This window comes from Pseudomonas agarici, from assembly GCF_900109755.1.
Classification (GTDB): Bacteria; Pseudomonadota; Gammaproteobacteria; order Pseudomonadales; family Pseudomonadaceae; genus Aquipseudomonas; species Aquipseudomonas agarici.
Genome location: NZ_FOAR01000073.1, coordinates 1 through 1206, shown reverse-complemented (window position 1 = coordinate 1206; position 1206 = coordinate 1). Strand labels below are relative to the sequence as shown.

At 45.4% G+C, this 1206-nt stretch carries 2 protein-coding genes; both read left to right on the top strand.

Annotation, left to right across the window (positions count from 1 at the left end; genetic code table 11):
- On the top strand, positions 1–324 hold a 324-nt coding region (locus BMX68_RS25010; protein WP_218145948.1), incomplete at its 5' end, for a Tox-REase-5 domain-containing protein.
- On the top strand, positions 321–1055 hold the full coding sequence (locus BMX68_RS26175; RefSeq protein ID WP_074862797.1) for an Imm52 family immunity protein: 735 nt from the start codon (positions 321–323) through the stop codon (positions 1053–1055). The genes BMX68_RS25010 and BMX68_RS26175, both read left to right, overlap by 4 nt.
- The last annotated feature ends 151 nt before the right edge of the window (positions 1056–1206 follow it).

Here is a 1206-nt window from a genome sequence, read left to right as displayed (position 1 = left end):
TTGGAGTGGCAGTATAACGGCGTGGATTTCGATGGATTTTGGCGGCAGAAGTGTACGGTCGTGGATGCGAAAGGCAAGTATGCGAAGCATATTGATCCGGAGACAGGGGAGCCTAGAAAAGGATTTCCAAAAGAGATTATGTTTCCAGCATTTCAGAAAGAAATGAAGCGACAACAAGCCGCCATTTCCAATGCAGCGCCACAGGCAAAGCTAGAATGGCACTTCATGGAAAAGCAAACTCATGAAATGTCAATAAAAACATTAAGGTTCAGGCCAGAGATCAGCAAGTATACCCCGCTTCCCACGAAGGTAATCCCTCTATGATCACAGTGAAAATTATAGCCGACATCCCGCATGAGCCACTCTCTCCAGAACAAAGTTATGCTCGGGTTGAAAATATAATTAATGATGTTAAAAAAATCCACCCTGACTTTGTTTTTTGGTATGGTGGATTAAATAAAATTGGCGACAAATTCGTAAAGTTCGAGGATAAAAATAAATTTATCGAACGTTTGAGACTTAGCATTGATGAAGGTTATGAATATGAAGGTGTTAGCGTGCGGGTCACCACTGATGAAGGACTTAGCGGCCCAGAAGAGAAGGGGAGCGCAAGTATTTGGTTTTCCCCTGAAAGTGAGTTTCTAAGGTTTGATATTTTCAAACCTGTAGAAGCATTTGGTGAAATCGAAACATTCAACATTTGTCGTGCAATTTTTTTGTCCTTGGCGAAAATTGAACCCATGACTTTTGCCTTTGTGAATATCACTGACAAACTTCCCGGGAAAGAATTTATAGATACCTACGAAACCGATTTTTGCACTTTCCCACATCGAAAATGTGTTGGTTGGATGGCCTTTGTTCCACGCGCCGTAACGTCAGAACAACTACCCCTGGCGGCGGAAATCATCGACATTCCTGGAAAGGGTACTGTCATAGTGACTGTGAAGGAGCCCTTCGAGCTAACCAATATGGCCCATATCCGCCGTGCCAATGAGATAGAAATGGATATGGTGGACTTGGATTTGTTGCCGTTAACCGATCCAAGTTTCCTTTGAATCGGAATTGAAATCCCCCACACCGCCAATGCGGTGTGGGGATCGTACCCTTGAGCGCCTGATCGAGGGGCGCAGCCCATGTCGCGGGTGGCAGCCAGCTGCTCCGGGACATGAATATTGACCAGCGTCTGCGCCAAGCCAACAACCCCAA

Coding starts and splice junctions, on each gene's coding strand:
- BMX68_RS26175 (WP_074862797.1), top strand. CDS start 321: ATGATCACAGTGAAAATTATAGCCGACATCCCGCATGAGCCACTCTCT.